This is a genomic window from Streptomyces purpurascens, from assembly GCF_045040895.1.
Taxonomy (GTDB): Bacteria; Actinomycetota; Actinomycetes; order Streptomycetales; family Streptomycetaceae; genus Streptomyces; species Streptomyces purpurascens.
The window spans coordinates 6,065,211-6,091,147 of sequence record NZ_CP108341.1 but is presented as its reverse complement, the minus strand read 5'-3'; the positions used below and the strand labels follow the sequence as shown (position 1 = coordinate 6,091,147).

The 25,937-nt window shown below is 69.7% G+C and carries 23 protein-coding genes; 14 read left to right on the top strand and 9 right to left on the bottom strand.

Annotated features, from left to right (window positions below; translation table 11 throughout):
* The first annotated feature begins 81 nt into the window (after positions 1-81).
* Together OHU35_RS27915 and OHU35_RS27910 are read left to right on the top strand one after the other, a co-directional pair.
* A complete protein-coding gene (locus OHU35_RS27915) occupies positions 82-402 on the top strand; it encodes a carboxymuconolactone decarboxylase family protein (RefSeq protein WP_405507274.1) in 321 nt (106 codons plus the stop codon).
* A 30-nt stretch (positions 403-432) separates the two neighbouring features.
* Positions 433-846 carry a cupin domain-containing protein gene (locus OHU35_RS27910; RefSeq protein WP_359886708.1) on the top strand — a complete coding sequence of 138 codons (414 nt, stop codon included), beginning with the start codon at positions 433-435 and terminating at the stop codon, positions 844-846.
* A 56-nt stretch (positions 847-902) separates the two neighbouring features.
* Here the strand turns inward: OHU35_RS27910 and OHU35_RS27905 are convergent, their stop codons facing one another.
* Both OHU35_RS27905 and ychF read right to left on the bottom strand, forming a co-directional pair.
* The gene (locus OHU35_RS27905; RefSeq protein WP_405507272.1) at positions 903-2,342 is read right to left on the bottom strand and encodes an ATP-binding protein; all 1,440 of its coding nucleotides are present in this window, start codon (positions 2,340-2,342) and stop codon (positions 903-905) included.
* A 124-nt stretch (positions 2,343-2,466) separates the two neighbouring features.
* Positions 2,467-3,555, bottom strand: coding sequence for a redox-regulated ATPase YchF (ychF, locus tag OHU35_RS27900; RefSeq protein WP_189723021.1), 1,089 nt, complete (start codon positions 3,553-3,555; stop codon positions 2,467-2,469).
* 170 nt (positions 3,556-3,725) lie between these two features.
* Between ychF and OHU35_RS27895 the strand changes: the two genes are divergently transcribed.
* Positions 3,726-4,334, top strand: a complete 609-nt coding sequence (locus OHU35_RS27895; protein ID WP_189723020.1) for a DUF6542 domain-containing protein — start codon at positions 3,726-3,728, stop codon at positions 4,332-4,334.
* 31 nt (positions 4,335-4,365) lie between these two features.
* Here the strand turns inward: OHU35_RS27895 and ppgK are convergent, their stop codons facing one another.
* Positions 4,366-5,112 (bottom strand): polyphosphate--glucose phosphotransferase, encoded by a 747-nt coding sequence (gene ppgK / locus OHU35_RS27890; RefSeq protein ID WP_189723019.1) that lies wholly within the window; start codon positions 5,110-5,112, stop codon positions 4,366-4,368.
* A 92-nt stretch (positions 5,113-5,204) separates the two neighbouring features.
* Entirely contained in the window at positions 5,205-6,242 is a 1,038-nt protein-coding gene (locus OHU35_RS27885) for a 4-hydroxy-3-methylbut-2-enyl diphosphate reductase (RefSeq protein WP_189723018.1), read from the bottom strand.
* 298 nt (positions 6,243-6,540) lie between these two features.
* On the opposite strand from OHU35_RS27885, the gene xseA reads away from it, so the two are divergent.
* From xseA to OHU35_RS27870, 3 genes are all read left to right on the top strand, one after another.
* Positions 6,541-7,749, top strand: a complete 1,209-nt coding sequence (gene xseA / locus OHU35_RS27880; protein ID WP_189723017.1) for an exodeoxyribonuclease VII large subunit — start codon at positions 6,541-6,543, stop codon at positions 7,747-7,749.
* A gap of 9 nt (positions 7,750-7,758) precedes the next feature.
* Entirely contained in the window at positions 7,759-8,004 is a 246-nt protein-coding gene (locus tag OHU35_RS27875) for an exodeoxyribonuclease VII small subunit (protein WP_189723016.1), read from the top strand.
* 124 nt (positions 8,005-8,128) lie between these two features.
* Positions 8,129-8,719, top strand: coding sequence for a malonic semialdehyde reductase (locus OHU35_RS27870; RefSeq protein ID WP_184590902.1), 591 nt, complete (start codon positions 8,129-8,131; stop codon positions 8,717-8,719).
* A 74-nt stretch (positions 8,720-8,793) separates the two neighbouring features.
* Here OHU35_RS27870 and OHU35_RS27865 read toward each other — a convergent pair whose 3' ends face one another.
* Positions 8,794-9,318: a DUF4245 domain-containing protein gene (locus OHU35_RS27865; RefSeq protein ID WP_189723015.1), complete on the bottom strand. Its 525-nt coding sequence runs from the start codon at positions 9,316-9,318 to the stop codon at positions 8,794-8,796.
* A 127-nt stretch (positions 9,319-9,445) separates the two neighbouring features.
* Here OHU35_RS27865 and glpX point away from each other — a divergent pair, with 127 nt between their 5' ends.
* Positions 9,446-10,480: a class II fructose-bisphosphatase gene (gene glpX / locus OHU35_RS27860; protein WP_184590906.1), complete on the top strand. Its 1,035-nt coding sequence runs from the start codon at positions 9,446-9,448 to the stop codon at positions 10,478-10,480.
* A gap of 98 nt (positions 10,481-10,578) precedes the next feature.
* Here the strand turns inward: glpX and OHU35_RS27855 are convergent, their stop codons facing one another.
* Positions 10,579-10,956: a WhiB family transcriptional regulator gene (locus tag OHU35_RS27855; protein ID WP_184590908.1), complete on the bottom strand. Its 378-nt coding sequence runs from the start codon at positions 10,954-10,956 to the stop codon at positions 10,579-10,581.
* Between the two features lie 174 nt (positions 10,957-11,130).
* Positions 11,131-11,811 carry a DUF1707 domain-containing protein gene (locus OHU35_RS27850; RefSeq protein WP_189723014.1) on the bottom strand — a complete coding sequence of 227 codons (681 nt, stop codon included), beginning with the start codon at positions 11,809-11,811 and terminating at the stop codon, positions 11,131-11,133.
* A gap of 177 nt (positions 11,812-11,988) precedes the next feature.
* Between OHU35_RS27850 and OHU35_RS27845 the strand changes: the two genes are divergently transcribed.
* From OHU35_RS27845 to OHU35_RS27820, 6 genes are all read left to right on the top strand, one after another.
* Entirely contained in the window at positions 11,989-13,659 is a 1,671-nt protein-coding gene (locus OHU35_RS27845; protein WP_189723013.1) for a fumarate hydratase, read from the top strand.
* A gap of 224 nt (positions 13,660-13,883) precedes the next feature.
* Positions 13,884-14,267, top strand: a complete 384-nt coding sequence (locus OHU35_RS27840; RefSeq protein WP_359886723.1) for a hypothetical protein — start codon at positions 13,884-13,886, stop codon at positions 14,265-14,267.
* Positions 14,230-17,415, top strand: coding sequence for an NACHT domain-containing protein (locus tag OHU35_RS27835; RefSeq protein ID WP_405507266.1), 3,186 nt, complete (start codon positions 14,230-14,232; stop codon positions 17,413-17,415). The genes OHU35_RS27840 and OHU35_RS27835 overlap by 38 nt, the downstream gene beginning before the upstream one ends.
* 69 nt (positions 17,416-17,484) lie before the next feature.
* Positions 17,485-18,882 (top strand): aspartate ammonia-lyase, encoded by a 1,398-nt coding sequence (locus OHU35_RS27830; RefSeq protein WP_189723010.1) that lies wholly within the window; start codon positions 17,485-17,487, stop codon positions 18,880-18,882.
* Positions 18,883-18,965: 83 nt separating this feature from the next.
* Positions 18,966-19,658: a DUF402 domain-containing protein gene (locus tag OHU35_RS27825; protein ID WP_189723009.1), complete on the top strand. Its 693-nt coding sequence runs from the start codon at positions 18,966-18,968 to the stop codon at positions 19,656-19,658.
* Positions 19,659-19,980: 322 nt separating this feature from the next.
* Positions 19,981-22,125, top strand: a complete 2,145-nt coding sequence (locus OHU35_RS27820; protein WP_189723008.1) for a SpoIIE family protein phosphatase — start codon at positions 19,981-19,983, stop codon at positions 22,123-22,125.
* A gap of 239 nt (positions 22,126-22,364) precedes the next feature.
* Here the strand turns inward: OHU35_RS27820 and OHU35_RS27815 are convergent, their stop codons facing one another.
* Complete coding sequence (locus OHU35_RS27815) at positions 22,365-22,964, bottom strand: hypothetical protein (protein WP_189723007.1); 600 nt, start codon at positions 22,962-22,964, stop codon at positions 22,365-22,367.
* A gap of 179 nt (positions 22,965-23,143) precedes the next feature.
* Between OHU35_RS27815 and OHU35_RS27810 the strand changes: the two genes are divergently transcribed.
* A complete protein-coding gene (locus OHU35_RS27810) occupies positions 23,144-23,524 on the top strand; it encodes a hypothetical protein (RefSeq protein ID WP_189723006.1) in 381 nt (126 codons plus the stop codon).
* Positions 23,525-23,594: 70 nt separating this feature from the next.
* Here the strand turns inward: OHU35_RS27810 and OHU35_RS27805 are convergent, their stop codons facing one another.
* Positions 23,595-25,883: a transglycosylase domain-containing protein gene (locus OHU35_RS27805; RefSeq protein WP_405507264.1), complete on the bottom strand. Its 2,289-nt coding sequence runs from the start codon at positions 25,881-25,883 to the stop codon at positions 23,595-23,597.
* Positions 25,884-25,937 lie beyond the last annotated feature (54 nt).

Here is a 25,937-nt window from a genome sequence, read left to right as displayed (position 1 = left end):
CACCACACCGGGCTGCGTTTTCCTCGATACCGGCAGCGGTTGAAGTCCGCACAGTCCGTCTTGATCGAGGAGAGATCTCTCATGCCGAAGCAGTCCGCACCCCAGGAGCTGGCCGGGATCGCGCCCAAGCTCGTCGAGGTCACCGACGAGGTCCTGTTCGGTGACGTCTGGGAACGCCCCGGGCTGTCCCCGCGCGACCGCAGCCTGGTGACCGTGAGCGTGCTGGCCGCCCTGTACCGCGGCGAGCAGCTCGGCTACCACCTCGGTGTGGCCCTGGACAACGGCCTGACTGCAGAGGAGTTGTCCGAGGCGATCACCCACCTGGCCTTCTACGCCGGCTGGCCCAACGCCATGACCGCGATCACCCGGCTCAAGCAGATCACCGACGCGCGCGACGCCTGACGACGCGACGCCTGACGACAGGAGCGAACCGTGGAACACATCACCGACACCCCCACCCTCAGGGCCCCGGCCGAGCGCTTCACCGGCGACGTCTACCTCAACATGATCGAGACCCCCGCGGAACCGGCCCGCCTGGCCGCCGCCCTGGTGCGCTTCACCCCCGGCGCACGCACCAACTGGCACTCCCACGCCCTGGGCCAGGTCCTGCACATCACCGACGGCGTCGGCCTGGTCGGCACCCGGGACGGCCACGTCATCCGCGTCAGCGCCGGCGAAACCGTCAAGTGCCCCCCGAACGAGGAACACTGGCACGGCGCCACCGACACCAACCTCCTGGCCCACATCGCCCTGGTCGTCGGCACCCCCACCGGCGACGGCACGACCTGGCTGGAGCCGGTGACGGACGAGCAGTACGAGGCGGCACTCGCCGGCGTCGAAAGCTGACGGTCCCTTCGCGCTGATCTGAGGCCAGGTCGCCCCAGCACCGTCAGGCTCCGCGGCTATCGGGGCTGCCATGCCCGTACGAGGTCCTCCGGACCCCAGTGCGCGGTCAGCGGCAGATCATCCGCCACCCCGCAACGGGAGACCGCGACCAGCGGGGTATCGGGGGTGGTGCCGGGGACGGCGAGCATGTCGCGTACCAAGGCGTCGTACTCATGGCGGCCAAAGGGCTGAGTCTCCAGCCACTTGACCGACCCGACGAAGTGCACCTGCCGGGCCACCGGCTCGCGATCCGCGCCGATGAGGTCGATCTCGGGGTTGTTCTGACGGTTCCACCAACCGCCGACGGCCTCGGTCTCCGGCCACTCGTCATCGGGCATCAGACGCAGCAAGGACTCGCGGATCAGTGGCTCGACCGCTCGCCCGCGCCAAGTGGCCCATGACCGCTCGATGCGTTCCAGTGCCAAGTCACCGCGGCCACGCTCGATGAGCGGGATCGCGCGCGCCAGGAAGGCCAGCCAGAACCGCAGATACGGGTCGGCGATCCGATAGCGCTTGTTCTTGCTGTCCGGCTTGGCGGACAGTGGGAGATCAGCGGCCAGGACTCGCTTGGCCTGCAGTGTGGCCAGCAGCGGGGAGAGAGTGCCGGACGGCAGCGCACTGGCACCGCCGGCCTGGGCCGCGATCGCGCTGAACGTGCGCTCACCGCTGCCCACCGCTTCCAGTACGGCACGTGAGTGCGAAGCCTCGGGGAATTCGCCCAGCAGGGTCAGCTCGCCGGCCACCAGCAGGGGCGAAAGGGGATGGGCGACCGAAGCCTGCAAGAAGGCCGTACGTTCCATACCCGGCCGCCATGACTGCACGATCTCCGGGAATCCTCCAGTGATCAACTGGGCGTCGACGGCCCCTGCGGCGTCGAGTCCGGTCATCGCCTGCACGTCGGCCAGGTTCAGAGGACGGACGGTCATTTTCGCTGCCCGGCCGAAGAACGGGCGCCCGTACGACTGCAGCGCCTCCATCACCGAGGTATCGCTGCCGACCAGCAGCAGAAGCACGGGCTTGGAAGACAGGTGACGGTCCCAGACAGTTTGGAGTGCGCCCTCGAATTCCTGATCCTGCTCGACCAGCCAGGGCACCTCGTCGATCACCACGATGCTGGGCGCGTGATCGGGTACCGCGAGCGCCAGCGAGCGCAGGGCCTGGTTCCAGTCCCGCGCCTGGAGACCGGCGACCAGCTCCGCCCCCGGCAGCAGCGACTGCGCGAGGGTCGCGGCAAAGTCGGCACGCTCCGTCACAGGGTTACGTCCCCGGGTGGCCTGAAAGACCACGTACGGCGCTCCCGAGCGGTCGCAGAACTCCTGGACCAGTCGCGACTTCCCCACCCGGCGCCGACCCGTCATGATCACAGCCCGCCCTGGAGCGGCTCCAGCACCCTCTGCCACTGTCCGGTACTGCTCGGCCAGCAGTTCAAGATCTCCGACCCGGCCTTGGAACTCCACGGCAACCCCAGGGCTACGTAGATTGATTCTTACGTAGATTGAATCTTACTTCAGCCCCGGCGGCCTACTGGCAAAAGCAGGGGGCCCGACTCCCAAGAGTCGGGCCCCGCTCGTTTTCATCCGCTCACACGTTGAAGCGGAACTCCACCACATCCCCGTCCTGCATCACATACTCCTTGCCCTCCATGCGCGCCTTGCCCTTCGCGCGGGCCTCCGCCACCGAGCCCGTCTCCACCAGGTCGTCGAAGGAGATGACCTCCGCCTTGATGAAGCCCTTCTGGAAGTCGGTGTGGATGACGCCGGCCGCCTCGGGGGCCGTGGCGCCCTTCTTGATGGTCCAGGCGCGGGATTCCTTGGGGCCGGCCGTGAGGTAGGTCTGGAGGCCGAGGGTGTTGAAGCCGACGTGGGCGAGGGTGGCGAGGCCGGGCTCGTCCTGGCCGACGGACTGGAGGAGTTCGAGGGCCTCGTCCTCGTCGAGCTCGGCGAGGTCCGCCTCCAGCTTGGCGTTGAGGAAGATCGCCTCGGCGGGGGCGACCAGGGCCCGCTGCTCGTTCTTGAAGTCCTCGTCGACCAGTTCGTCCTCGTCGACGTTGAAGACATAGAGGAACGGCTTGGTGGTGAGCAGGTGCAGGTCGTGCAGGAGCTCGTTGCGCTCGCTGCCCTGGACGATCCCGTGGGCGAAGAGGGTGTCCCCCTTCTCCAGGATCTCCTTGGCCTCCTCGACGGCCTTGACCTTCGGGGCGATGTCCTTTTTGATGCGCGACTCCTTCTGGAGGCGCGGGAGGACCTTCTCGATCGTCTGGAGGTCCGCCAGGATCAGCTCGGTGTTGATCGTCTCGATGTCGTCCTTGGGCGAGACCTTGCCGTCCACGTGCACGACGTTCTCGTCCGCGAAGGCACGGATGACCTGGCAGATCGCGTCCGACTCGCGGATGTTCGCCAGGAACTTGTTGCCCAGGCCCTCACCCTCGGACGCGCCGCGCACGATGCCCGCGATGTCGACGAAGTCGACCGTGGCCGGGAGGACCTTCTCCGACTTGAAGATCTCGGCCAGCTTGCCGAGCCGCGGGTCGGGGACGCCGACGACGCCCACGTTCGGCTCGATGGTGGCGAACGGGTAGTTGGCCGCCAGCACGTCGTTCTTGGTCAGGGCGTTGAACAGGGTCGACTTGCCGACATTCGGCAGACCGACGATTCCGATCGTGAGCGACACGTTGCGACTTCCCGTGAGTGGAGAGGGCCAGGGGGCCAGGGGACCGGCCGATCCACCAGTCTACGGCGTACCCGCAACCGGCCCGGCGACCTGTCGAACGCTTGGCCAAGCCCCGGCCCACGGCGTGTCTGAGGGGCGATTCGGCACATTAAACGACCTACGTTGGTGCAGTGGAGCAATACAGGACGCGACCTGCCCGGTACGGACCGCGACGCGACCGGCCGGGATCGTCACTGCCACCCCAGGCGCACCGGGGTACGGACGGCGAGGCGGCGGTGCGAGCGGAACGGGCGGAGCGGGCGCCGGGGGCGCAGCGCCGTACGGCGCCGGTACGGCGGACCGCGCCCGCGTCGGCGGCACCCGGTGCGGGACGGCTGCCGAATCCCCGGCTGACCGGGCTGGGCAGCGGATTGTTCTGCGGACTGGTGATGTTCCTGCTCGGCTCGTTGTGCGCGGCGCTGTTCGGGACGTCGCTGACGGCTTACGGCGTGCTGTTCCTGCCGGTGTGTGTGCTGACCGCGGTCTGGGTGCGCCGGGGGGATCTGATGATCGCGCCCGTCGTCGTGCCGATCGCGTTCGCCGTGGGTCTGCTGCCGGTGGCCGACGGCGACGGAGGGGCCGGCGGCAGGCTGATGGGAGTGGTGACGGCGCTCGCCACGCAGGCCGGATGGTTGTACGGGGGGACGCTCGTCGCCGGGCTCATCGTCATCGTCCGGCGGATCCGGCTGGTGCACCGGCGGCGGGCGACGGCAGCAGCCGAGCCCCGTCCGCCGGTGTGACGCCTGCCGGTGGTGTGACGCCTGCCGGGCCCTAGTGCCCGGCCGCCCGCATCGCCGCCCCCACGATCCCCGCGTTGTTCTGCAGCTGTGCCGGGACGATCTCCGCCTTGATGCCCTCGATGTGGGGCAGGAACTTGTGGGACTTGCGGCTGACGCCGCCGCCGATGATGAACAGCTCCGGCGAGAACAGCATCTCGACGTGGGCGAGGTACTTGCTCACACGGTGCGACGCCCAGTGCTCCCACGTCATGTCGTGGTCCTCCCGGGCCTTGCTGGAGGCCCGCTTCTCCGCGTCGTGCCCGTCCAGCTCCAGATGACCCAGTTCGGTGTTGGGAACGAGGACGCCGTCGACGAAGACCGCGCTGCCGATACCCGTGCCGAGCGTGAGCACGATCACCGTGCCCTGGCGGCCGCGGCCGGCGCCGAAGTGCATCTCGGCGACGCCCGCCGCGTCCGCGTCGTTCACCACCGTCACCGGCAGGCCGCCCAGCCGCTCGCCGAGCAGCGCGCGGGCGTCGGTGTCGATCCAGCTGTCGTCGACGTTCGCCGCCGTACGGATCACGGCTCCGTCGGTGACCACGCCCGGGAACGTGACCCCGATCGGGCCCGTCCAGCCGAAGTGGTCGACGACCTGCTTGACGCCGTCGGCCACCCCGTCGGGCGTGGCCGGGTGCGGGGTGAGGACCTTGTGGCGCTCCTGCGCCAGGTCACCCTTGTCCAGGTCCACCGGGGCGCCCTTGATCCCGGAACCGCCGATGTCCACACCGAAGATCTGCATGGCCCTACGTTACGACGTAGGGCCATGCAGTCACCGGCCGGATTGCGGTCCTCACGCAGTGACTCCCCGAGCACTCCCCGGCCGCTCCGCGATCACTCCCCGGAATTTTCACCGGTGGCGGTCCCGGCCCCGGCCCCACCGCGCTCGGCGGCCAGCGCCGCCGCCTCCTCGCGCAGGTCGCGGCGAAGCTCCTTGGGCAGGGAGAACGTGATGGACTCCTCGGCCGCCTTGACCAGCTCGACGTCCTCGAAGCCGCGCTGCGAGAGCCACTCCAGGACCTGCTCGACCAGGACCTCCGGGACGGAGGCACCCGAGGTGACGCCGACCGTGGAGACGCCCTCCAGCCAGGCCTCGTCGATCTCGTCGGCGAAGTCCACGAGGTACGCCTCACGCGCACCCGCGAGCTTGGCGACCTCCACGAGCCGCACGGAGTTGGAGGAGTTGCGGGAGCCGACCACGATGACCAGTTCCGACTCGGCGCCCATCTGCTTCACGGCCAGCTGACGGTTCTGCGTGGCGTAGCAGATGTCGTCGCTGGGCGGGGAGATGAGCTGCGGGAACTTGTCCTGCAGCGCGTCGACGGTCTCCATGGTCTCGTCGACGGACAGCGTGGTCTGGGAGAGCCAGACGACCTTGGACGGGTCGCGGACCTCGACCTTCGCGACATCGCCCGGCCCGTCGACCAGCTGAATGTGCTCGGGGGCCTCGCCGGAGGTGCCGATGACCTCTTCGTGGCCCTCGTGGCCGATCAGGAGGATGTCGTAGTCCTCGTTGGCGAACCGGACGGCTTCCTTGTGGACCTTGGTGACGAGGGGGCAGGTGGCGTCGATGGTGGCGAGGCGGCCGCGCTCGGCCTCCTCGTGGACGACAGGGGCGACGCCGTGTGCGGAGAACATGACGATGTTCCCCGGGGGCACTTCCTCCGTCTGCTCGACGAAGATCGCGCCCTTCTTCTCGAGGGTCTGCACGACGTACTTGTTGTGGACGATCTCATGCCGGACGTAGACCGGAGCCCCGTACTGCTCCAGCGCTTTCTCGACGGCGATGACGGCGCGGTCCACACCCGCGCAGTAGCCACGGGGGGCGGCGAGCAGGACACGACGGCCAGGCGAAGCAGACATGCGTCCCATCGTAAGGCCGCGTTCGGCGGGTCAGAGATCGCGTCGGTGTGGAGTCCCCGGGAAGACTGACGGGACGCGAGGTGAGGGACGCGGGCGGAGGGGAGCGGAGAGGGGATACGGAGAGGGCACGATGCCGGGGACCGGGACGGCGGCGGCCCCCGCGGCCGACGGGGAACACGCTCGTCGGGCTGGTGGTGCCGACGGTGCGGGGCAGCCGGCGGGACGCGTCGCCCTCGCCCTGAGCCTGGAGAACGCCTCTCCGAGCGGCTGAGCCTCGTTGTCAGCGGCGCCCACTACCCTCGCGGGCATGGCTGTGAACACGTCTGCGGAATCCCCGCTCCCCGTCGGTGAGGTGTCGCGGCTCATCGGGGGGTGGATCGACCGGCTCGGGGCGGTGTGGGTCGAGGGTCAGATCACGCAGTTGTCGCGGCGGCCGGGCGCCGGTGTGGTGTTCCTGACGCTGCGCGACCCGTCGCACGACATCTCCGTCGGCGTCACCTGCTACCGGCAGGTGTTCGACGCCGTCGCGGACGTGGTGAGCGAGGGCGCCCGGGTCGTCGTCCTCGCGAAGCCGGAGTGGTACGCCCCGCGTGGGCAGCTGTCGCTGCGGGCCGCCGAGATAAGGCCCGTCGGCGTCGGTGAGCTGCTCGCGCGTCTGGAGCAGCTGAAGAAGACCCTCGCGCGGGAGGGGCTGTTCGCGCCGGAGCGGAAGAAGCCGCTGCCGTTCCTGCCGCAGCTCGTGGGACTGATCTGCGGACGGGCCTCGGCCGCCGAGCGGGACGTCCTGGAGAATGCCCGGCACCGCTGGCCCGCCGTCCGCTTCGAGGTGCGCAACGTCGCCGTGCAGGGCGTGCACGCCGTACCGCAGGTCGTGCAGGCCGTGAAGGAGCTCGACGCGATCGAGGACGTCGACGTGATCATCGTCGCGCGGGGCGGCGGCAGTGTGGAGGACCTGCTGCCGTTCTCCGACGAGCAGCTGATCCGGACGGTCTCCCAGTGCCGTACGCCCGTGGTGTCCGCGATCGGGCACGAGCCCGACAACCCGCTTCTCGACCACGTCGCCGACCTGCGCGCCTCCACCCCGACCGACGCCGCCAAGAAGGTCGTACCGGACGTCGGCGAGGAGTACGAGCGCGTGCGGCTGCTGCGGGACCGGGCGCGGCGGTGTGTGGCGGCGCTGGTCGAGCGGGAGGAGCGCGGGCTGGCCCATGCCCTCGCACGGCCGTCGATAGAGGACCCGCACCGGATGATCGACGAGCGCGCCGACCACGTGGCGGACCTGCTCGACCGGGGCCGGCGCTGTCTGCGGCACCAGCTCGACCGGGCCGACTCGGAGCTGACGCACACGCACGCGCGCGTGGTGGCCCTCTCCCCCGCCGCGACCCTGAAGCGCGGGTACGCCGTGCTGCAGAAGGCGGACGGGCACGCCGTCCGCGATCCCGGCGAGGTGGAGGCCGGCGAGGCGCTGCGCGCCCGGGTCTCCGAGGGTGAGTTCTCCGTACGAGTGGACACATAGGGTGGATGGATGACCAGCGAGGTTGATGAGACGCCGGGCACGTCCGAGGCGCTCGGGTACGAGCAGGCGCGGGACGAACTGATCGAGGTCGTCCGGCGCCTGGAGGCGGGCGGTACGACGCTGGAGGAGTCCCTCGCGCTCTGGGAGCGCGGCGAGGAGCTGGCCAAGGTCTGCCGGCGCTGGCTGGACGGGGCGCGGGCGCGGCTGGATGCGGCGCTGGCCGAGGAGGCCGCGGAGGACGGGGACACCGAGTAGCTCGACCCGTTCGGTGCGGGGTGACACACGACACCCTCAGGTTAGTTGAACGTTGAACTTCACTCGCGTACGGTCGAAGACGTCAGCCGATCTTCCGGACCGACCGTCGCGAGAAAGTGCATCCATGTCCCTCGTTCTTGACCCCGCCGCCCAGGACCTGCTGTTCCGCGAGGCCCGCACCGCCAACGCCTTCACCGACGAGCCGGTGACCGACGAGCAGGTGCAGGCGATCTACGACCTGGTCAAGTACGGTCCGACGGCCTTCAACCAGACCCCGCTGCGCATCACCCTGGTCCGCTCCCCCGAGGCCCGCGAGCGCCTCGTGCCGCACCTGGCCGAGGGCAACCGCGCCAAGACGGCGGGCGCCCCGCTGGTCGCGATCCTCTCCGCGGACAACGAGTTCCACGAGGAGCTGCCGCACCTGTTCCCGGCCGCGCCGCAGATCAAGGACGTCTTCTTCACCGAGCGCCCGGTCCGTGAGAACGCCGCCGGACTGAACGCCGCCCTCCAGGCCGCGTACTTCATCGTCGGCGTCCGCGCCGCCGGTCTCGCCGCCGGCCCGATGACCGGCTTCGACTTCGAGGGCGTGCGCAAGGAGTTCCTGGACGACGACCACACCCCGCTGATGATCGTCAACATCGGCCGTCCGGGCCCGGACGCCTGGTACCCGCGCTCCCCGCGCCTGGAGTTCGACCAGGTCGTCACCACGGTCTGAGCCCCTCCCAGAGCACGGCGAAGGCCCCCGGCATCACGCCGGGGGCCTTCGCCGTGCCTACGCGGGTACGCGGCTCACTTGGTCCGCAGCGCCTCAGCCATCTTCGTCAGCTGCGCGAACGACGCCGTGCCCGTCACGACCGTCGTCGAGCCCTTGGTGCCCTCGAGGACCAGCGCGTCGTAGCGGCCGCCCTCGTAGCGGGTCCACGTCCGGCCGGCGATCTTCTCGGTCTTCTCGGTCTCCCGCGCGCCCTGGGTCGCCTCGTCGAGGAAGACGGGGCGCCGCTGAGTGGACTGCTCGACCGCCACGTACTCCCCCTCGGGGTCGTGGAAGCCGAGGTGCCAGGTGTCGAAGTCGTCGCCCTGATAGCGGACGGAGGTGGCCTTCCATGAGTCGGTCAGGCCCTCGGGCGCGGCCACGGGGTACGAGGCGGCGCGGCGTGCCGTGAGCAGTTCGACCCGGTAGTCGACCGCCTTGGCCTCGCGCGGACTGTCGTCGTGCGGGATGAAGAGATACACGAAGCCCGCCACGAGGACGATGACACCCATGGAGAGGATCATGTCCCGCGCCGTCTTCTGCTTGCCGTTCGTGCCTGCCACGCCCCCTATCGTCGCAGGTCTCCGGAGCGCTCATCCGTGGGGGCCCCTGCTCATTTTGCGGCCTCGGCGATAGAGTCAGGCGACAAAGCCCTCATCCGGCCGTCGTCGTACAGAAAGGTGCGCTCCGATGACCGAGCATCATCATTTGCCGTCCGAACTGGATGTGCCCTCCGAGGCCCCCGACCGCAACCTCGCCCTGGAACTGGTCCGGGTGACCGAGGCAGCGGCGATGGCCGCGGGCCGTTGGGTGGGACGCGGTGACAAGAACGGCGCCGACGGCGCCGCGGTGCGCGCCATGCGGACCCTCGTCTCCACCGTCTCGATGAACGGCGTCGTCGTCATCGGTGAGGGCGAGAAGGACGAGGCCCCCATGCTGTTCAACGGGGAGCGCGTCGGGGACGGGACCGGGCCCGAGTGCGACATCGCCGTGGACCCGATCGACGGCACCACGCTGACCGCGAAGGGCATGACGAACGCGATCGCGGTGCTGGCCGCGGCCGAGCGCGGCTCCATGTTCGACCCGTCGGCGGTCTTCTACATGGACAAGCTCGTCACCGGCCCGGAGGCGGCCGACTTCGTCGACATCAACGCGCCGGTGTCGGTGAACATCCGCCGGGTCGCCAAGGCCAAGCGGTCCACGCCCGAGGACGTGACGGTGGTGATCCTGGACCGGCCGCGGCACGAGGGCATCATCAAGGAGATCCGTGAGGCCGGTGCGCGGATCAGGCTGATCTCCGACGGTGACGTGGCCGGCTCGATCCTGGCGCTGCGCGAGGGCACGGGCGTCGACCTGCTGCTCGGCATCGGCGGTACGCCGGAGGGCATCATCTCGGCCTGTGCCGTGAAGTGCCTGGGCGGCACGATCCAGGGCAAGCTGTGGCCCAAGGACGACGAGGAGCGGCAGCGGGCGCTCGACGCCGGGCACGACCTCGACCGGGTGCTGACCACGGAGGATCTGGTCACCGGCGAGAACGTGTTCTTCGTGGCGACCGGGATCACCGACGGGGAGCTGCTGCGGGGGGTTCGCTACCGGGCGGAGACCGCCACGACCGACTCGATCGTGATGCGGTCGCGGTCGGGCACGGTCCGCAGAATCGATTCCGAGCACCGGCTGAGCAAGCTGCGGGCGTACAGCGCGATCGACTTCGACAAGGGGAAGTAGCCCCCGATTCGGAAAGATCGACGTTCCGAAAAGATCCGCTGAAGAGCCGAGAAAGAGGGCGCCCCCGGTGCGGTGGGGGCGCCCTCTTCCTCTGTCGCTCAGCCTGCCGCGGCTATGCGGTCCGACGAACGGGCCGCCTTCTTCAGCTCCAGGTCACGGCGTCGGCGCCGGGCCAGGACCACGCGGCGTTCCGCGGCGGTCAGGCCGCCCCAGACGCCGTACGGCTCGGGCTGGAGCAGGGCGTGTTCGCGGCATTCGACCATCACCGGACAGCGGGCGCAGACCCGCTTCGCCGCCTCCTCCCGGGAGAGCCGGGCCGCGGTGGGCTCCTTGGAGGGTGCGAAGAACAGGCCCGCTTCGTCCCGCCGGCACACCGCCTCGGTGTGCCACGGGGCGTCTTGATCCCTGTCTCGCGCTGGCACCCGCGGGGCCGGAACGGCAGCTACCTGCAGGGACGAATGCGGCGGTTGCAGCACGGTCTACTCCTGACGACGGCTTCGCGAGCGAGAGACGATGCAGCAAGGCCTACCCGCTGTACGCGCGCCTATGCACTGAGTTCCGAAGCGCTGGATTCGCCCCGTTCGCAAGGTCCGTGGGGTCGCGTCACCGGTGCACCGATTTGCTCCGAACCCGGGGAGGATTCGCGACTGTCAATGATCCAGGTGCTTGCGCAAACTCTTGTCGACCTTGCGCTGCACCCGGTCCAGGATGTCCGCGACGAACGTGCCGCGCCGGGGCCGCGCCTCGACGCTGCCCAGGACGGCCCAGCCGTCCACGTAGACGACGGGGGCCTCCGGGTCGCCCGAGTCGAGGGTGTCCACCTCGAAGCTGCCGAGCACACCACCGCCCATGCCGCGCAGCGACACGTTCTCCGGGACGCGGATGTCGACGCTGCCGAAGACCGCGAACGACTTGATCACGACCTGCTGGTGGTCGAAGAGGGCCTCGCTGAGGTCTATCTCGACACTGCCGAAGATCGCGTACGCGTGGATGCGGCGGCCCGCACGCCAGCGGCCCTTGCGGAGGGCTCCGCTGAAGATCGCGACCACGGTGTCGTCCGGGTCCATCGGAATGGCACCGGCGGTCGGGCGGTGCGGGGCGGGCGACGGGGCCGGGCCCGGGCGGTGGGCGGCGGGCAGGTCCCGTATGAACACCTCCAGCTCGCCGACCGTCTTGGCGCGCAGCACCCCGTCGACACGCTCGGCGTGCTCGTCCGCGGTGAGACGACCCTCGGCGAGGGCGTCGTGCAGGATCTCGGCGATGCGGTCACGCTCGGCGTCGGAGGCGCGGAGCTCGGAGCCGGCGGGCGCGGTCTGCTTCTGAAGGTCCACGGCAGCAGCGTACCCAAACACGATAGATCGCGACACCCCCCGCTCACGGCCTTTGCGACCCCCTGACCGTGACGAACTGAGCCTTACCTCACAAGCTCGCCGTCAGACGCAGGTTCTACGCTGGTGGACGCTCGCCAAAGGAGGCGGGCCGCGTCTGTCGAGTGAGGAATGGGCGAGATGCCTGAGTTCGCGTACACCGATCTGCTCCCCCAAGGGGAGGACACCACGCCGTACCGGCTGGTGACCTCCGAGGGTGTCTCCACGGTCGAGGGGCCGGACGGGCGGACCTTCCTCAAGGTGGAGCCTCAGGCGCTGCGCAAGCTCGCCGAAGAGGCCATCCACGACATCCAGCACTACCTGCGCCCGGCCCACCTCACGCAGCTGCGCCGCATCATCGACGACCCCGAGGCGTCCGGCAACGACAAGTTCGTGGCGCTGGACCTGCTGAAGAACGCGAACATCGCGGCCGCGGGCGTCCTCCCCATGTGCCAGGACACCGGCACGGCGATCGTCATGGGCAAGCGCGGACAGAACGTCCTCACGGAGGGCGGCGACGAGGCGGCCCTCTCGCGCGGCATCTACGACGCGTACCAGAACCTGAACCTGCGGTACTCGCAGATGGCCCCGCTGACCATGTGGGACGAGAAGAACACGGGCTCCAACCTCCCGGCGCAGATCGAGCTGTACGCGACCGACGGCGGTGCCTACAAGTTCCTCTTCATGGCCAAGGGCGGCGGCTCGGCCAACAAGTCGTTCCTGTACCAGGAGACGAAGGCCGTTCTGAACGAGGCCTCCATGATGAAGTTCCTGGAGGAGAAGATCCGTTCGCTGGGTACGGCCGCCTGTCCGCCGTACCACCTGGCGATCGTGGTCGGGGGTACGTCCGCCGAGTACGCGCTGAAGACGGCGAAGTACGCCTCCGCGCACTACCTGGACGAGATCCCGGCGGAGGGATCGGAGCTCGGGCACGGCTTCCGGGACGAGGACCTGGAGCAGAAGGTCTTCGAGCTGACGCAGAAGATCGGGATCGGGGCGCAGTTCGGCGGCAAGTACTTCTGCCACGACGTGCGCGTGGTGCGGCTGCCGCGGCACGGGGCGTCCTGCCCGGTCGCCATCGCGGTGTCCTGCTCCGCCGACCGCCAGGCCGTCGCGAAGATCACGGCCGAGGGTGTCTTCCTGGAGCAGCTCGAGAAGGACCCGGCGCGGTTCCTGCCGGAGACGACGGACGAGCAGCTCGAGTCGGACGGCGACGTCGTCAAGATCGACCTGAACCAGCCGATGGACGAGATCCTGGCCGAGCTCACGAAGTACCCGGTGAAGACGCGGCTGTCGCTCACCGGGCCGCTGGTCGTGGCGCGTGACATCGCGCACGCCAAGATCAAGGAGCGGCTGGACGCGGGCGAGGAGATGCCGCAGTACCTGAAGGACCACCCGGTGTACTACGCGGGTCCCGCGAAGACGCCGGAGGGATACGCGTCCGGCTCCTTCGGCCCGACGACGGCCGGCCGTATGGACTCCTACGTGGAGCAGTTCCAGGCGGCCGGCGGCTCCAAGGTGATGCTGGCGAAGGGCAACCGCAGCAAGCAGGTCACGGACGCCTGCGACAGCCACGGCGGCTTCTACCTCGGCTCCATCGGCGGCCCGGCCGCCCGCCTCGCCCAGGACTGCATCAAGAAGGTCGAGGTCGTCGAGTACGAGGAGCTCGGCATGGAGGCCGTCTGGAAGATCGAGGTCGAGGACTTCCCGGCGTTCATCGTCGTGGACGACAAGGGCAACGACTTCTTCCAGGACCCGGCTCCGGCGCCGACGTTCACGTCCATTCCCGTACGGGGCCCTGGGCTGGCGTAGTGCTCTGCGGGCGGTGGAGGCGGTCCTCGTCTCCGCCGCCCGTCGGCTTCGCCCCGGAGCCGGTGCCGCCCGGATGCGTCCCGATTCGGTTGCTCTGGGCATCTGACGCCATCCGTAACATTCTTCCCACTGACAGCCGTCCTGTCCGATTTACTGACAACGGGCGTTTGTCGACCCTATTCTGACGGCAGATCATGTCGGGGGACGTATCGGGGGGAATGTCGGTGACCATCAATCAGCCTGGGTGGCAGTTCCACGGCGATGCCCGGATCTACACCATCGCGGGCGACCTGCATCTGACGGAAGCCAGCGGGCCGCGGGAGTTCGCCGAGGTGCTCGGTGAGCTCCGGTCGAGGATCCGGGAGCTGGAGGGCGTCCCGGCCGAGGAACTCGCGCGGGTGGACGCCGAGTTGGCCCAGGTGGTCGACCCCGCTGCGGAGGGGGAAGGCGACGGGGACGGCGACGCCGATGAGGACGGGGACGTCGTCGCCGGGCGTCTCACCCGGATCGCCGACCGGCTGCGGGCGCTGGGCGGATCGGCCAACGCGGTCGCCGAGGCGGGCAACTCCCTTGACCAGCTGGCGCAGTGGGCCGGTACTCACTTTTGATCCGCCCCGCGCCGAGACGTGGGGCTCACCTGCGAGACAGCCGGAGCCGGGGTTCGACCAGGCGGGCTGGAATGTCAAGAACGTCATCAACAACCTGATCAACGTCGACGGGGCACCACTCCGGTCCGCCGCCGACCTCGCGGCTCCGCCGGTGCCGCCCGCGCCGGCGAACGACCGCGCGTTCCGCAGGAATCTGGCCACGCTCCTGCTGCGCAAGCTGACGTCGACCATGGACGAGATCCACTGGGTCGACCACCGGCTGATCGACCTGTCCGTCATCGTCGAGGACGTGGACCAGTACCAGACCACCGGCCGTCGGGGGCTCCGGCGCCGGTACGGCCGGCAGGCCACCCGGCCCCTCACCGAGGTCCTGGCCCGTCCGCAGTCGGATCTGGTCCTGCTCCAAGGCGCGCCGGGAGCGGGCAAGAGCGTGGCACTGCGCCAGCAGGCCCGGCTCGCGCTGGAACAGATCGCCGCCGGGAAGACCCCGGACGCGCCGCTGCCGATCTACGTCAACCTGCGCGAGCTGCGGGCAAGGCCCAACGAGATCAACGTGACGGTGCTGCGCCGGTACATCGAGCAGCAGACCGGCCCCAAGGGCAGCCCCGAGGTCACGGCGTACTTCGCCCACCACTTCGGCGAGGACCTCCGCGAGCGCCGGGTGATCCTGCTGCTGGACTCCTTCGACGAGATCCCGTCGGTCCTCGGCAGCGCGACCATCCAGGAGGCGGTCAACCCCTACGTGCAGACGGTCATCGAGCTCGTCGGCGGAGGCGGCCGCTGTGTGCTCGCTTCCCGGGAGTACAAGGGCCCCTCGGCGGCCGGCTGGACCAGGCTGAAGATTCTCGGCCTGTCACCGCTCCTGCAGGAGACGTTCCTGCGCCGGCTGGGTCTCGACCGGCAGGGCATCGCACTCGTCCAGCCCCTGCTGACCGACCCCCGGCACGGCTTCGTGACGGAGCTGCAGAATCCGCTGAACGTCAAGCTGCTCGCCGCCTACGTACGGACCAGGAGAACCCTGCCGGATCGTCCTGGCGACCTGTTCAAGGAGCACGTCACCGAGCGGCTGTGCGCGGCGTGGGCGGAGGCCGACCCGGCGGGCGACACCGACGGCGGTTCCGTGGCCGAGCTGCGGCTGACCGAGAGCTTCCTCGAGCGGTTCGCCTTTCAGCTGACGTCCACCGGCCGCGGTCTGTCGGTGACGGAGGGAAGGTACCTGGAGGCCATCGCCGAGCACGCGGGCGGCGACCGGGCACTGACCGAGGCGCTGACGGGCGCCTTGTCCAGGTCGAGGCTCCTGGCGTCCTCGGGTGAGGGGTACGGAAAACGCCGGGTCTTCTTCTGCCACCGGCTCGTCAAGGAGTACTTCGCGAGCCGCTATGTCGCCGAGCATCCGTCCGCCCTGTCGGCCCAGGACCTCGCCGCCCACGGCCGCTGGCGCGAGACGGCCGTGACCGTGCTCCAGGACGGCCTGCCGGAGGTCGTCGCTCCGCTCCTCGCGGAACTCGCCGGGATCCTGGAGAGGGAGCTGGTCCGGTACCAGACGGCCCAGGCAGCCGCGGAACGTCCCCACGTGCCCGTCGTCACTGAGCTGAGCTGGTCGTCGTACGGATCCCTGGTGGGCGAGGAGAGATCGAAGGCGCCTCCGGCCCACACCCCGTTCGCCTGGTCGTCGGCCGGTGTGCACTGCCTGGAGCTGCTGACCACCGCGTACCAGGGCCGCGCGCGGTGGCCGCACGAGCGGATCCAGCCGTTGGTGGAATCCCTGGTGCACGCGGCGTGGTGCCACGGCAGCATCAGTGACCGCAAGTTCGCGATCGACTGCCTGCCGCTGCTGCCCGAGGGGGCGCGGGAGCAGTACATCGACCGGGCGTTCGCGGGCGGGAGCTACTGGATCCGTACGACCGCGCTGCGCGACTGCGTCACCCTGCCCGCGCTCACCGACGGCATCCGGCTGTCGATCCGACGCCTGCTGATCACCATGCTGAGCGAGCGGTCGCTGGCGGCGGAGTCCCACGCCGTCGACGTCGACCTGCGTCGGCTGCAGACCGACGACGACCTCGTCAAGGTCCGCAGGGTCGTGAGCAGGGCCCCCGTCGGTGTCGCGCTCGTGTGCGTCCTGCATGCCCTGGTCGGTGTGTTCATCTACCCGAACGGCACCTGGTGGGTCGTACGGGACCAACTGCTGTGGTGGAACGCCGTCCCGTTCTTCTTCTTCTGGTGGTTCCAGTCCACCCAGCCCCTGTCCTACGGCACGGGAAAGAGCCGCGCCCGCGTCTTCCTGGAACGGGTCCTCAAGCGCACGGTGGGCTTGCAGATGGACGCCCTGGACACCGTCGTGCTGCTGCGGACGCTGGTCCTGCTCGCCGGGCTGCAGGCGGCGCTGCAGTTCGGCTTCGGAATCGCCGACATGCTGCGCGGGGAACCGCTCAGGGGGCTGATCCAGGCCACGGTGTACGCCTCGCTGAGCGTGTACGCACTGCTGTGGGGGCCCAGCGTGCTGTACGCCGTGCGCTGCGGCCGGAGCGCACGGGCGCTGCGTACGCCGAGGCTGGTCCTGGCCGTCCCCGACGCGATGCGCCTCGAGGGACATCCGGTGCACGGCCTGTCCGTGTGGCACTGGATCGCGTTCGTGGTGGGCAGTACCTGGCATCTGGCCAAGCTCGTCGTCATCACGTCACCGTTGTGGGGCGGCTACCTGCTGCTCTACCACCTGGGGGGCCGCACCGGACGCCTGGTCGCCTGGGCACTGGTCGGCCTGATCACGGCCTACTTCCCCCTGGTCGTGGTGGTGAATGTGGTGCGGGCGATACGGTCCACGCGCCGCGTCCGGGATGCCGCGCGCCGCGGCTCCCGGGGCAGCCTCGCCTTCTTCGACAACATGTTCTCGCTCCGCGACGGCTACGAGGCGGCCGAGTACGTACGGCTGATCCGTGGCACGCCCGGTCTGGATCTGGGCACGGTGGAGCGGCAGACCGTCCGCATCTGCATCGCCCGCCTTCAGGGCCGTCCGGCCCCGGAGGGGAGCGACGCCGGCGTGCCGGACCTGCTGCGGGAGGACGCCCTGCGGGCGCTGGGGGCCTGGCGCGGGCATGGCGGGCTGATCGACGAGTTGGGCCGCCTGGACGAACAGCTACGCGCGCGGTAGGCGGACGGGTACGAGCTTCGGGAACAGTACGCAGGCCGAGTGTGCTGTCCGAGGTGGAGGTGATCGGCTGTGGCCGACGAGGAACAGAAGTACCGGATCGAGCACGACTCCATGGGCGAGGTGCGCGTCCCCGCCCACGCCAAGTGGCGGGCCCAGACCCAGCGGGCCGTGGAGAACTTCCCCGTCTCCGGGCAGCGCATCGAACGGGCGCACATCGAGGCGCTGGCGCGGATCAAGGGGGCGGCGGCCAAGGTCAACGCCGAGCTGGGGGTCCTGGACAAGGAGATCGCCGAGGCGATCCAGGGGGCCGCCGCGGAGGTGGCCGAGGGGAGGTGGGACGAGCACTTCCCGGTCGACGTGTTCCAGACCGGGTCCGGGACCTCGTCCAACATGAACACCAACGAGGTCATCGCGACCCTGGCCACCGAGCGGCTGGGCAGGAGCGTGCATCCCAATGACCACGTGAACGCCTCTCAGTCGTCGAACGACGTCTTCCCCTCGTCGATCCACATCGCCGCCACCGCCGCGGTCATCCGGGACCTCGTCCCGGCCCTGGAGCATCTTTCGGCCGCCCTCGGGCGCAAGGCCGAGGAGTTCGCCGACGTCGTGAAGTCGGGGCGGACCCATCTGATGGACGCCACGCCCGTGACGCTGGGGCAGGAGTTCGGCGGGTACGCCGCCCAGGTGCGGTACGGCATCGAGCGGCTCGAGGCCTCCCTCCCCCGGCTCGCCGAACTGCCCCTCGGCGGCACGGCCGTCGGCACCGGCATCAACACCCCGCCCGGTTTCTCCGCCGCCGTGATCGAGGAGGTCGGCCGGACGACCGGGCTGCCCCTCACCGAGGCCCGTGACCACTTCGAGGCACAGGGCGCCCGGGACGGCATCGTCGAGACCAGCGGGCAGCTGCGGACCATCGCCGTCGGGCTGACGAAGATCGCCAACGATCTGCGGTGGATGTCCTCAGGACCGCGCACCGGCCTCGCCGAGATCGCCCTGCCCGACCTCCAGCCCGGCTCCTCGATCATGCCGGGCAAGGTGAATCCGGTCATTCCGGAGGCCGTGCTGATGGTGGCGGCCCAGGTCGTCGGGAACGACGCGACCGTGGCCACGGCGGGCGCCGCCGGCAACTTCGAGCTCAACGTCATGCTGCCGGTCATCGCGAAGAACGTGCTGGAGTCGATCCGGCTGCTCACCAACGTCTCGCGGCTGCTCGCCGACCGGACCGTCGACGGCGTCACCGCCGACCGCGAGCGGGCGCGGGAGTACGCCGAGTCCTCCCCCTCCGTCGTCACACCCCTCAACAAGTACATCGGGTACGAGGAGGCCGCGAAGGTCGCCAAGAAGGCGCTGGCCGAGCGGAAGACCATCCGTCAGGTCGTCCTGGACAGCGGGTACGTGGAGCGCGGCGACCTGACCAGGGAGCAGCTCGACGAGGCACTGGATGTCCTGCGGATGACACACCCGTGACGATTCGAGGAGCGAGTACGCCCGGCGCGTGAACCGTGACACGCGCCGCAGCGTCGTATGCCTACGGCACCTAATATCTGTGCATGGCAGAGGGCGGAGCGGTGAGACGCGTGGAGACGGGTGGTGCGGCAGGCTTCTGGGCGCCCGGGAGCCGGATCCTGTGGCGGTACCGGGAGAACGGCGGTGCGCATCTGCACATCGTGCGTCCCGTCACCGTCGTACGGGACGACGCGGATCTGCTCGCCGTGTGGCTGGCGCCAGGCACCGAGTGTGTGAAGCCCGTGCTCGCCGACGGCACGCCCGTGCACCTGGAGCCACTGGAGTCGCGCTACACCAAGCCGCGCACCGTGCAGCGCGACCGGTGGTTCGGTACGGGTGTCCTGAAGCTGGCCCGGCCCGGCGAGCCCTGGTCGGTGTGGCTGTTCTGGGATCCGGGCTGGCAGTTCAAGAACTGGTACGTGAACCTGGAGGAGCCGCTCGCCCGTTGGGCGGGCGGCGTCGACTCCGTGGACCACTTTCTGGACATTTCCGTCCATCCGGACCGCAGTTGGCACTGGCGGGACGAGGACGAGTTCGCCCAGGCCCGGCGGGACGGGTTGATGGACGACCAACAGGCGGAAAAGGTACGAGCGGCGGGGCAGGCCGCGGTGGAGGTGATCCGCGCGTGGGGGCCGCCGTTCTCGGAAGGCTGGCAGCACTGGCGCCCGGATCCGTCCTGGGGGGTACCGTCACTGCCGGAGGACTGGGATCGTACGCCCGCGCATGTGTCCTCATGAGACCCTTGATGCGCCCCCGGGCAAGAAACGTAGGATCGTCCTCCGCAAGGGCGCGCGGCGGCAACTACCGGAGCACGCGCTGGGCTTGACCGATCGTCACCGAGGGGCGGCAGGACGTGAGCGAGGGGTACGAGGGCAACACCGGCAGGGCCTGCTCCACGGGCCCCAGGGGCCGTCAGAAGGCCCCTGGGGGCCGCAGACGGTCGGCCGGTGGCACAGAAACAACCTCTGACCACGCGGGAATTCCGTTCCTGGGGCACGTATTCCGGGTATCGGAGTTTCGGCGGGACCACCTGCACCTCTGGCGTGCAGCCCCGGACGGATGGATTCGACACGCGTGACGGAGCAGCCGACCTCCTTCGAACGCCCGCAGACGGGCATCGACCCCGCGGATCCCCGCGGGGCGCTCGCGCATACCTCGACACCGGCGCGCACGCCCGGCTCCGGCGCCTTACCGGTACAGGGCCGCTCCGGCGGCGACGTCACCGTTCCGGTCACGACGGCGCACACCACGCCGGGCACCTCGGAGCCGGGCACCTCCACGCCGTTCGGCAAGGGCAAGGACACCGTGAGCGACCCCGCCTCCGAGCACTCCCAGCCGGGTGCCGAGCAGACCGCCGAGCGCGAGACCCCGCGGCCGCGCCCCGCCCCCGAGGGCATTCCGGTCCAGCCGGCCGACGAGCAGGACCGGCCGGCGCCGAATCCCGAGGGGCCCGAGCGCCGCAGCGGCCAGAGCCTGCCGCCGGGCAAGCCCACGCCGATGCGGCGGGACGGCGACCGGCTCCGGTTCGTCGGCGCCGCCACCCGGCGGATCGCCCGCGGCATCGATCTCGACGAGATCGTGATGGGGCTGTGCCGGGCCACCGTGCCCACCTTCTCCGACGCGATCCTGGTCTATCTGCGCGACCCGCTGCCCGTCGGCGACGAGCGGCCCACCGGCCCGCTGGTGCTGCGGCTGCGCCGCACCGACCGGATACCGGCGGAGCGCGACACCGAAAACGGCTTCCAGCCGGCCACGCAGCCCGAACCCGACGAGCTGGACACGGTCGGCGCCGAGCTGTGCGAGGTGCGGCCCGGCAGCGCGCTCGCCGAGGTTCTGCGGGGCGTGCGCCCGGTTTTCACCGACGCTCCCGCGGCCCGTGCCGCGCTGCCCGAGCTGCTCGGCGAAGGCGGCGAATTCGCCGTACCGGACGGACAGCGGGCGATCCTCGCCCCGCTGCGCGGCCGGCGCCGGGTCATCGGCGCCGCCCTGTTCCTGCGCCGCCCCGAACGCGTCGCCTTCGAACCGGACGACCTGCTGGTGGCGGCCCAGCTGGCCACGCACAGCGCGCTGGGCATCGACAAGGCCGTGCTGTACGGACGCGAGGCGTACATCGCGGACGAGCTCCAGCGCACCATGCTGCCCGAGACGCTGCCCCGCCCCACCGGCGTGCGGCTCGCCTCCCGCTACCTGCCGGCGGCGGAGACCGCACGCGTCGGCGGCGACTGGTACGACGCGATCCCGCTGCCCGGCAGCCGGGTCGCCCTGGTCGTCGGTGACGTCATGGGCCACTCCATGACCTCGGCCGCCATCATGGGCCAGCTGCGCACCACCGCCCAGACCCTCGCGGGCCTCGACCTGCCGCCGCAGGAGGTGCTGCACCACCTCGACGAACAGGCCCAGCGCCTCGGCGTGGACCGCATGGCGACCTGCCTGTACGCCGTCTACGACCCGGTATCGCACCGCATCACCATCGCCAACGCCGGTCACCCGCCGCCCGTCCTGCTCCACCTGGGCGGCCGCGCCGAGGTGCTGCGCGTGCCGGCCGGTGCGCCCATCGGGGTCGGCGGCGTCGACTTCGAGGCGGTGGAGCTGGACGCGCCCGCCGGCGCGACCCTGCTGCTGTACACCGACGGTCTGGTGGAGTCGCGTCTGAGGGATGTGTGGACCGGCATCGAGCAGCTGCGCGAGAAGCTCGCCGCGACCGCGCAGCTCACCGGTCCCGACCATCCGCCGCCCCTGGAGGCGCTCTGCGACGAGGTGCTCGACATGCTCGGCCCGGGTGACCGGGACGACGACATCGCGCTGCTCGCCGCCCGCTTCGACGGGATCGCGCCCAGCGACGTGGCGTACTGGTTCCTGGAGCCGGAGGACGCCGCTCCCGGCCGGGCCCGCCGGCTGGCCCGGCGCGCACTGCAGCGCTGGGGCCTCGAGGAACTCAGCGACTCCGTCGAGCTGCTGGTCAGCGAGGTCGTCACCAACGCCGTGCGGTACGCGACCCGGCCGGTCACCGTGCGCCTGCTGCGCACGGATGTGCTGCGCTGCGAAGTGGGGGACGACGTCCCGCAGTTGCCGCGCCTGCGGCAGGCCCGCGCCACCGACGAGGGCGGACGCGGTCTGTACCTGGTGAACCGGCTGGCCCGGCGCTGGGGCGCGACCCGGCTCAGCACGGGCAAGGTCGTCTGGTTCGAGCTGAACCGGAGCTGAGCGCACATACGGCACGGGCCGGTCCCCGCACCGCGGGGACCGGCCCTTCGTCGAAGCCCGTCACACCGGGCGGGCCACCGTTTCGTTCAGGACTGCTGTGGGGCGAGGCGTTCGGCGGAACGCTTCCGCGACGGCTGGAGCGGGTCGGCGCCGGAACAGATGAGAGCGCCGCGACGCCGTGCCTCCGGTAAGAGGCGTGCGTCATTCCGGACGCGAGCCGAAAGCACTCCCCCGCACGGTCACGGACATTTCTTCGCCGCTTGCAAGCGCAGCTCATCAGACGCGTCGAAAACCGTTCCCGCCCGCGGTTTCTGCGCACACACACGCCATTTCGCGGCCGGCTTCGGCTCGATCACCCGGCCGGGATCGCCGGCCTCGGCCACCTTGACGCGTTTCGGGCCGTAGCCGGTCACCAACGCCTCGACAAGGGATTCCTCCACCTGCTTCCCACTCAGATCAGGAACGCGGAGAGCGGGGCCTTTGCCACCCGGTCGAGCAGGACAGCTTTCCTTGTCCGGGACGGCATAGAGGTCCACTGCCGCCAGGTCGGGAACCTCTTTCTCGAAGCACACGACATACCCCTTGGCCGCAGCCGGGTAAATGTACCGACCGAGGGTCGTGGCGTCCTTGAGGGAGAACCCCTTTCCGGCATCGGCCGTCTCTTTCATGAAGGCCATCAGATCCGTCCTCCCGGGCACCGGCTTCGCACTCCCGGTCACCGGCGCCGCTTTCCGGGTGCTGTCGGCCTTGTCAGGATCACCGCTGCCTCCGCAGGCGGTGGCCAGCACCGCCAACGCCGCGACCAGGGCAGACCAGGCCGCACCCCGCACTCTCATCATGCCTTTACCTAAACATCCGAGAGACGGAAACAACAACCCTCCGAAAACGAGAACGACATATCTATATTCACGCAAACCAGACACGTCGGAATGGCCAACCGGTAAGAAATGGAACGTTTTATTCCATGATCGCCTCTGTTACAGTCCGAGCGGTAAACATAAACAAGGGGGTTCATCACGTGAGGTCAATCGCCCGTATAGCCGTTATCGGTGCCACCGCCGCGATCGTCGCTGCCGGCACGTCCACGTCTGCCTTCGCCGAGGACGCGACCATTCACAGCGTCGGCCTCGACGCCAGGTCAAAGTTCGTGGCGAACGGTGATCACCTTTACATCACCGACATGCGAAAGGACGGGCATTCGGCAATCGGCATCATCGAGAGAGGCGCCCAGTACTACTACTGGAACCGAGACGGCGTGGACACCACCCGTCACGTGAACCTCGACCTCGAGGAAAACCGCGCCATTGCGCTCGGCGCCGTCATCGGCGACTGGTCGGGGACGCCCACGGGCGGGATCATCTGGTCCACTCTCAGCACGACGACGATCTCGACCTCGTAAGGCAGCAGGCGGTTCCGCTCGCGGACCAGGAGGGGCGCCCGGCATGATGCCGGGCGCCCCTTCGCGTCTCCTACTCCTCGTCGCCCGGCTTGACCGGGTCGAACGGGTCGCCGTCGGTGGGCGGCGTCGTCTCCGGGGCCGTCGGCGGCGTGAACGTCGGCGGTGAGGTCGACGGAGTCGGCGGCGGCGAGCTGCTCGGCTCCTCCGTCGTCGGCGGCGGGGAGGACGAGGGCTCCTCGGTGGTCGGCTCCTGCGTGGGCTCCTCGGTCTGCGACGGCGTGGGCGTCGGCGTCCACGTCGGCTGGACGGCCGCGCCCTGCTGGGTGTCCAGGTCGAACTTGCTGACGTCGCCCATCACGCCGAAGGTGTACGCCGCCCAGATCCGCGCCGGGAAGCCACCGCCGTCGATGCGGGGCTTGCCGGCCGCCTTGTACATCGGGACGTGCTTGTAGGGAGGCTTGTCGTCCTCGCCGAACAGGCCCACCGAGGTGACCAGGTTCGGCGTGTAGCCGGTGAACCAGGCCGACTTGTTGTTGTCGGACGTACCCGTCTTGCCCGCGACCTGCTGGCCGTCGCGCCCCGGGTTGTTGCGCACGGAGGCCTGCGCGGTGCCGTCGTCGACCACGCCGGTCAGCACCGAGGTCACGGAATCTGCGGCCTCGCGGCTGATGACCTGGTCGCCGACCGGGTCGGGCATGTCGACCGTCTGGTTCAGATGCTCCACCGACTTCACGAGCGCCGGGGTGACCCTCTTGCCGTGATTGTCGAGGGTGGCGTAGACCCCGGCCATCTGCAGGGGGCTCGCGCCCATGCTGCCCAGGGTCTGGGCGGGCACGGCCTCCATGTTCTCGGTGTCCATGCCGAGTTCGCCGGCGACCTTCACCACCTCGGACATGCCGACGTCGACGCCCATCTGCGCGAAGACGGAGTTGACGGACTTGTTCATCGCCGTCTGGACGCTGATGGGCCCGTAGTTCCGGTCGTCCTCGTTCTCGGGCGCGAAGCCGACCTTGCTGCCGTCCTCCACGACCTGGCGCTTGCTCGTGCCGTCGTAGACCGTGCGCGCGTTGATCGGCTCGCCGTCCTGCGTCTTCGCCTGCTCCTCCAGGGCGGCGGCCAGGATGACCGGCTTGAAGGTGGAGGCCGGCTGGTAGTCGGTGCGGGTGGCGTTGTTGGACCAGTGCTTGAAGTAGTCCTGGCCGCCGTACATCGCGACCACGGCGCCCGTCTTCGGGTTCACGGACGCGGCACCCGCCTGGACGTCCGCGTCGACCTCACGCTTGTCGGGGTCGAGTTTGCTGTTCAGCTGCTGCTGGACGGACTTCTCCAGCGCGGCCTGCTTCTTCTTGTCGATGTTCAGCGTGATGGTCCAGCCGCCGGCGTTGACCATCGCCTCGGCTTCCTTGGCACTGCCCGCCGTGCCCTCCGCGACGAGCCGCTTCTCCAGGGTCGCGTTGGCCGCGTTGACCAGGTAGCCCTTCTGGCCCTCCATACCGGGGGCGGGCTTGGGGTCCTTCGGCACCGGGAATTTCATGCCGTCACGCTCGGACTGGCTCAGCCAGCCCTCCTCGACCATGTTCTTCAGGACGTAGTTCCAGCGGGCCTTGACCAACTTCTTACCGCCCTCGGAGGCGACCGCCCAGTCGTACTGGCTCGGTGCCTGGAGGAGCGCGGCGAGGTAGGCGCCCTGCGCGACCGTCAGGTCCTCGGCGTCGGTGCGGTAGTAGGCCTGGGCGGCGGCCTGGATGCCGTAGGCGTTGCGGCCGTAGTAACTGGTGTTGATGTAGCCGGCGAGGATGTAGTCCTTGGACTTCTCCCGGTCCAGCTTCAGCGAGATGACCAGTTCCTTCAGCTTGCGCGAGACGGTCTGTTCCTGCGTCAGGTAGTAGTTCTTGACGTACTGCTGGGTGATCGTCGAACCGCCCTGCGCGCCGCGGCCGGAGAGCGTGTTGAGCACGCCGCGGGCGGTGCCCTTGAGGTCGACGCCGGCGTCCTTGTAGAAGGTCTTGTTCTCGGCCGCGACGAAGGTGCGCCCGACGCCCTTGGGCACCCTGGACAGGTCGACGACCTCACGGTTGACCTTGCCGTCGCGGGCCATGATCGAGCCGTCGCTGTACTTGTAGATGTTGCTCTGCCGCTTGGCGTCGGCGTTCCCCTCGGGGATGTCGATCACCATGTACAGCACGATGAAGGCACCCATGCCGAGCAGGCACAGGCCGAAGAAGGTGCCGAGGAGCTTCTTCCAGGTGAAGAGCCTGCGTATGCCGCCCTTCCCGGCCGCGGCCGACGAACGGTGGCTCTTGGGTGCCGCCCGGCGCCCACCGCGCTGTCGGGCGCGTCTCTCTTCCGCTCGTCCCATGGGTCCGATCCGCTCCGCTTCGTTCATGTGTGCTCACGCGTCACACAGGTTCGC

Coding starts and splice junctions, on each gene's coding strand:
- OHU35_RS27870 (WP_184590902.1), top strand. CDS start 8,129: ATGTCCCTCGTTCTTGACCCCGCCGCCCAGGACCTGCTGTTCCGCGAG.
- OHU35_RS27875 (WP_189723016.1), top strand. CDS start 7,759: ATGACCAGCGAGGTTGATGAGACGCCGGGCACGTCCGAGGCGCTCGGG.
- OHU35_RS27815 (WP_189723007.1), bottom strand. CDS start 22,964: ATGATGAGAGTGCGGGGTGCGGCCTGGTCTGCCCTGGTCGCGGCGTTG.
- OHU35_RS27845 (WP_189723013.1), top strand. CDS start 11,989: ATGCCTGAGTTCGCGTACACCGATCTGCTCCCCCAAGGGGAGGACACC.
- OHU35_RS27825 (WP_189723009.1), top strand. CDS start 18,966: ATGGCAGAGGGCGGAGCGGTGAGACGCGTGGAGACGGGTGGTGCGGCA.
- glpX (WP_184590906.1), top strand. CDS start 9,446: ATGACCGAGCATCATCATTTGCCGTCCGAACTGGATGTGCCCTCCGAG.
- ppgK (WP_189723019.1), bottom strand. CDS start 5,112: ATGCAGATCTTCGGTGTGGACATCGGCGGTTCCGGGATCAAGGGCGCC.
- OHU35_RS27820 (WP_189723008.1), top strand. CDS start 19,981: ATGGATTCGACACGCGTGACGGAGCAGCCGACCTCCTTCGAACGCCCG.
- OHU35_RS27915 (WP_405507274.1), top strand. CDS start 82: ATGCCGAAGCAGTCCGCACCCCAGGAGCTGGCCGGGATCGCGCCCAAG.
- xseA (WP_189723017.1), top strand. CDS start 6,541: ATGGCTGTGAACACGTCTGCGGAATCCCCGCTCCCCGTCGGTGAGGTG.
- OHU35_RS27805 (WP_405507264.1), bottom strand. CDS start 25,883: ATGGGACGAGCGGAAGAGAGACGCGCCCGACAGCGCGGTGGGCGCCGG.
- OHU35_RS27885 (WP_189723018.1), bottom strand. CDS start 6,242: ATGGGACGCATGTCTGCTTCGCCTGGCCGTCGTGTCCTGCTCGCCGCC.